This is a genomic window from Paenibacillus pinistramenti, assembly GCF_005869875.1.
GTDB classification, from domain to species: Bacteria; Bacillota; Bacilli; order Paenibacillales; family Paenibacillaceae; genus Fontibacillus; species Fontibacillus pinistramenti.
In genome coordinates, this window is sequence record NZ_VAWG01000047.1 from 1 (window position 1) to 523 (window position 523).

Below are 523 nucleotides of genomic sequence, written 5' to 3' on the forward strand. Positions count from 1 at the left end.
TTTCGGGTCTACGCCCACGTACTTAGTCGCCCTATTCAGACTCGCTTTCGCTGCGGCTGCGGCTTTTCACCTTAACCTTGCACGGGAACGTAACTCGCCGGTTCATTCTACAAAAGGCACGCCATCATCCATATAGAGGACTCTGACTTCTTGTAAGCACACGGTTTCAGGTTCTGTTTCACTCCCCTTCCGGGGTGCTTTTCACCTTTCCCTCACGGTACTGCTTCGCTATCGGTCACTAGGGAGTATTTAGCCTTACCAGATGGTCCTGGCAGATTCATACGGGATTTCACGTGCCCCGCACTACTCGGGATCCGTCTCGGAGGGATTGAACTTTCGGTTACAGGGCTTTTACCTCTTCTAGCGGGCCTTTCCAGACCTCTTCGCCTACCCCAATCCTTTGTAACTCCATGTGAGACGTCCCACAACCCCAAGAGGCAAGCCTCTTGGTTTAGGCTCTTCCGCGTTCGCTCGCCGCTACTGACGGAATCACTACTTGTTTTCTCTTCCTCAGGGTACTTAG

At 52.8% G+C, this 523-nt stretch carries 1 rRNA gene; it reads right to left on the reverse strand.

What is annotated here, in order from left to right:
• A 23S ribosomal RNA gene (locus FCN15_RS19075) occupies nt 1-523 on the reverse strand; the annotation flags it as partial.